Consider the following 4,652-nt stretch of genomic DNA (forward strand, 5'->3'; position numbering starts at 1 on the left):
ATAAAAAAGTAAAAAAGAAAAGATTCTCTTCAATTACATAATAATAAAACCAGCGAACCGTCATTTAAATCCTTTTCGCACCGCCCTCATAGTTGCGATACCAGAAAATCACGGTAAGAATTTCAGCGCCGGCCGAATGAAGTGACCCTAAGCTGACTGATAAAGCATCATCGAACTAACGTGTACTTTTAACTCGCCCTTAAATAAAAAGCATAGAAAACAACATTTGACATTAGACCTATTTTCTATATCCTCCCTTATATTTTTAAGAACCACATTGCTGATATTATGCCACTTTTAGGAATTTACAACCAAAAAAACACACCCCTAACCCCTCTCGAGAGGGGAATACGCAAGCGGTTTCTCTTTGAGGGAACATTGATTTTCAAATTGAGTTTTTAAATTGTGCCTTGTCGCTTAAGTTATTAGATAAGCCGTACCCGGCTGATGCGGGAGTATAAAACGAAAATCGTAAAACAGTGAACTAATATCCTCTACTCGCCCTTATAATTTTACATCAAAAAACCACGGTAAGAATTTCAGCGCTGGCAGCAGGGAGTGACCACCGAGTCGAGTGTGCAGCACGAGCGGCTGGGGTCGCGATAGGGAAATGCGTCCGATGATTTTTGGTGTAAAAATATTGAGGCTTGATTTTTTGTTTCTTTTGAAATCAAAGATTCACGAACTCCAACAAATTATTAACTCGTGAGTAATCAAGACAAAAGAAAAGAATCTCTTAATAAACAAAAAACATGTAACGACAGTACAAGCTTGATTTTTGTTTCTTTTGAAATCAAAGATTCACGAACTCCAATAAATTATTAACTCGTAAGTAATCAAGACAAAAGAAAAGAATTTCATGAAAAAAACGTGTAAGGACATTACAGGCTTGATTTTTTGTTTCTTTTGAAATTAGAGATTCACAAACTCCAATAAATTATTAACTTGTTATATATCAATGCAAAATAAAAATCATCATTATCAACCTCCTCTCCCCGCCCTTTTATTTTTAAACCAGAAAATCACGATAAGAATTTAAGCGTTGGCCGAAGGGAGTGACCCCCGAGTCGAGTGTGAAACACGAGCGGCTGGGGTCGCGATAGGAAAATTTGTCCGATGATTTTTGGTGTAAAAATATTCAGGCTTGATCTTTTGTTTCTTTTGCATCAAGGCAAAAGAAAAAGATCACATTCAAGATATAAAATAGTACTTACAACAGCAAATGTTCCTTTTAAACCCTCTTCGGAACGCTACTATAATTTTACGCCACAAAATCACGGTAATAATTTCAGCGCCGGCCGAATGAAGTGACCCGGAACCGACTGCGTACTGAAAACTGTTTTACAATGTAAAGCGAAGCAAAATCAAACTAAGTTCCGACTTCAACCCGCCCTCATATTTTTAAACCAGAAAACCCCGATGGCGCGGAATTGCATTCCGTGACTGCAATGTGAAGTGAAGTTAAAATATTTTAAAGAATAATAATCGTAAAACGTATTGTATAAAAGAAAGGGCTGAAAAGCCCTCTTTAAGATTCTAAAGTCAAAAGAAATTCAGAGAATTTGATATTGTTGGAGTTACAAATCACTTCCGTTTCTTTTTCTAATGTATCTGGTGTTATAAAATCAAAATCATCTTTGTAGTTTTTAATACTCAAATCAAACAAATCATGCTGTAATGTACCTTGGCTAGGTTCTTCAAATGCAATTTTAATTTTTTTGACTGTAGTATTTGCCTTTTTGGCAAAGACATTCAAAGACTGTTGTATAATTAACGTTTCATACAAATGGTGCACCACTGTTTGTTCTCCTAAACTAAAATCAACGGTTTGAATGGCGCTAATAGCTCCATTTTTAGTAATCAACGGTATGTGTGTTTCTTTTAAGATACCATTGAAAGTAATAGGTTCAAAAGTAAATTTTAAATCAGCTTTTTCTTCAAGACCTTCTTTTTCAAAAGCAGGTTTTATCTTTTTGGCAAAAGTTACGATTTCTTTTTTGGTTTCAATGGCTACAATTTCACCTACAAAGTTGTAATAATACTGCATGAATTTCTCAGCAGTAAAATCAAAAGGTAAAGAAGCAGGTTCTGAAAAATGCAAAATACCATTATTGTATTTATTCAAATAAGAAATATAGTCTTTAGAGAAAATCGATTTTTCAAACACTAATTTCTTTTGATCTTTGGTCAGTGCCTTGTTAGCGTCAGTAACTTTTTGCTTTATTTGTTGCAACGCATTTTTAGCCATACTTCCAATCCCAATTTTGGTAGGAGCCAATTTATCCAATAATCCTAATTTGCTTTTTGAATAATCAAAATAAATCTCATTTTCGGTAATAGCCAATACGCCCATCACCACTTTTTCCGAAGAAATAGGGTTGGTTTGAATGCTGACGATGCTAAAAAATGTTTTCATTTTAATAAATGGATTTACTGTTCAATATAACCGCTTTTACTTTTTCAATTCGTTCTTCACAAAACAAATATTCATGAATTCGGTCCGCTAAATTAGGCGTTAATTTCCATACATCAGTTAATTGAAAAACAATAGTATCAATAACCTCTTTATGCGAAATTTTCAACAAAGGTATGAAATCATCAACAATTTTAATTATTTCTTCTTCATCCATAAAGCTAATAAAGCTCTTGTAAAAATCCGATTGATGGAATTTATCCTGATTTCCGAAGGGAATTTTCGAATTAAAAACTCCTATTTGTTGAACTCCACCAAAAACGAAAGCATGGTCAAATGCCATTATTTTTACGTTTGTTGCCATATCTAACAGCCAAAAGATTGTAATTAAATCCTGGATTGATAAATCGTCCTCGGTCTACATTATTAATCCATAAATCAAAAAGGGCTATTTTAACAACGTCCTCTGGATTTAGAATTCGATTATAATCTCCTTTGCTACTACAGGTTTCAAATTCGTTAATTTCTTCTGAAGGATCTATTCCTTTAGAGCCAAAGCAAATATGATTTACACGAAGTCGTCTGTTTTTTATGATTTTACTTTTATCCAAAGTTCCTTCGGAAACTTGAACCAAAGCAATATCTGGAGTAGGGATATTCAAGGCTTTCAATAGATAATGGGAGACTATTTCATAAGCAAGGCAATTAATTTCATTTGGATCAAAATCGACTAAATATTTGCAGTAATACAGATGGCTATCGTTGCAAATAAACTTCAAAGGTGCATGATCGCTTGTTTTTGTCTCTTCTAATAAAAGTTCTGTTTTAACCTTGAGAATGTCAACCATACTATTTATTATAAATATGTAGTAAATATAGTAGTATTTCTTTAAAACAATGATTTTAATAGGGAATTTACTGTGAAACAATATTCCCAACTTCCTACACCCCGCTGGTGCTCGATTGCATCAAGTACCGCTTATATTAGAAAGATAAAACAGAGCGTATAAAGCGCGGATAGCTAAAAAAACCCTGCTCTTCGAGCTCTTCTGCTCTGAGAACTTAAAACAGAGCAAAATACAACTAAACTTCCGCTTTTACTCGCCCTTATATTTTTAAACCAGAAAATCACGGTAAGGATTTCAGCGTTGGCCGCAGGAAGTGACCCCGGAGCCGAGTGTGAAACACGAGCGGCTGGGGTCGCGATAGGAAAATTTGTCCGATGATTTTTGGTGTAAAAATATTCAGGATTGAAATCGAAGATTCATGAATACCAAAAAACAATAATAACCCATGAATATTTTTTGTTTCTTTTGAAATCAAAGATTCACGAACTCCAATAAATTATTAACTCGTGAGTAATCAAGACAAAAGAAAAAATCCTCTTTATAGATAAAAATAGCAGTAGATCAGTAAACGTACAATTATACCCTCTTCAGACCGCCCTTATCTTTTTATACCAAAAAATCACGGTAAGAATTTAAGCGTTGGCCGAAGGGAGTGACCCCCGAGTCGAGTGTGAAACACGAGCGGCTGGGGTCGCGATAGGGAAATTTGTCCGATGATTTTAGGGATAAAAATGTTCAGGCTTGATTTTTTGTTTCTTTTGTATCAAGACAAAAGAAAAAAATATCTTAATAAACAAAAAATATGTAACGACAGTACAAGCTTGATTTTACTCATCAACCGCCTCTCCCCGCCCTTATATTTTTATCCCAAAAATCACGGTAAGAATTTCAGCGCCGGCCCAATTAATTGATCCTAAGCTGATTGATAAAGCATCATCGAACTAACGTGTACTTTTAACTCGCCCTTAAATAAAAAGCATAGAAAACAACGAAGAAGTGAAGTGGCAGCACTCCGCGAGTTGAGTGCGCAGGACGAACGGCTCGGGGTGCGAAATGGAACTTCGAAGTAGTTTTCAAACTTTTTATTTTCAGGCTTGATTTTTTTGTTACTTTTTTCATCAAGGAAAAAAGTAAGAATCTCTTAATACACAAAAAACATGTAACGACAGTACAAGCTTGATTTTACTCATCAACCTCCTCTCCCCGCCCTTATATTTTTAAACCAGAAAATCAAGGTAAGGATTTCAGCGCTGGCCGCAGGGGAGTGACCCCCGAGTCGAGTGTGAAACACGAGCGGCTGGGGTCGCGATAGGAAAATTTGTCCGATGATTTTTGGGATAAAAATATTCAGGCTTGATCTTTTGTTTCTTTTGCATCAAGGCAAAAGAAAA

General features: G+C 35.1%; 3 protein-coding genes. All 3 read right to left on the reverse strand.

The genetic code is table 11. The features are described 5' to 3' along the window. Nucleotides 1-1,528: 1,528 nt before the first annotated feature. Genes ACNQGJ_RS16755 through ACNQGJ_RS16765 form a run of 3 tightly spaced genes read right to left on the reverse strand, consistent with a single transcriptional unit; the run spans nt 1,529 to nt 3,261 of the window. Nucleotides 1,529-2,416, reverse strand: a complete 888-nt coding sequence (locus ACNQGJ_RS16755) for a hypothetical protein (RefSeq protein ID WP_417975068.1) — start codon at nt 2,414-2,416, stop codon at nt 1,529-1,531. Between the two features lies 1 nt (nt 2,417). Continuing rightward, nucleotides 2,418-2,756 (reverse strand): hypothetical protein, encoded by a 339-nt coding sequence (locus ACNQGJ_RS16760; RefSeq protein WP_417975066.1) that lies wholly within the window; start codon nt 2,754-2,756, stop codon nt 2,418-2,420. After that, nucleotides 2,746-3,261 carry a HipA family kinase gene (locus ACNQGJ_RS16765; RefSeq protein ID WP_417975064.1) on the reverse strand — a complete coding sequence of 172 codons (516 nt, stop codon included), beginning with the start codon at nt 3,259-3,261 and terminating at the stop codon, nt 2,746-2,748. The genes ACNQGJ_RS16760 and ACNQGJ_RS16765 overlap by 11 nt, the downstream gene beginning before the upstream one ends. Nucleotides 3,262-4,652 lie beyond the last annotated feature (1,391 nt).

Origin of the sequence: Flavobacterium cryophilum (assembly GCF_048286555.1) — a bacterium.
Classification (GTDB): Bacteria; Bacteroidota; Bacteroidia; order Flavobacteriales; family Flavobacteriaceae; genus Flavobacterium.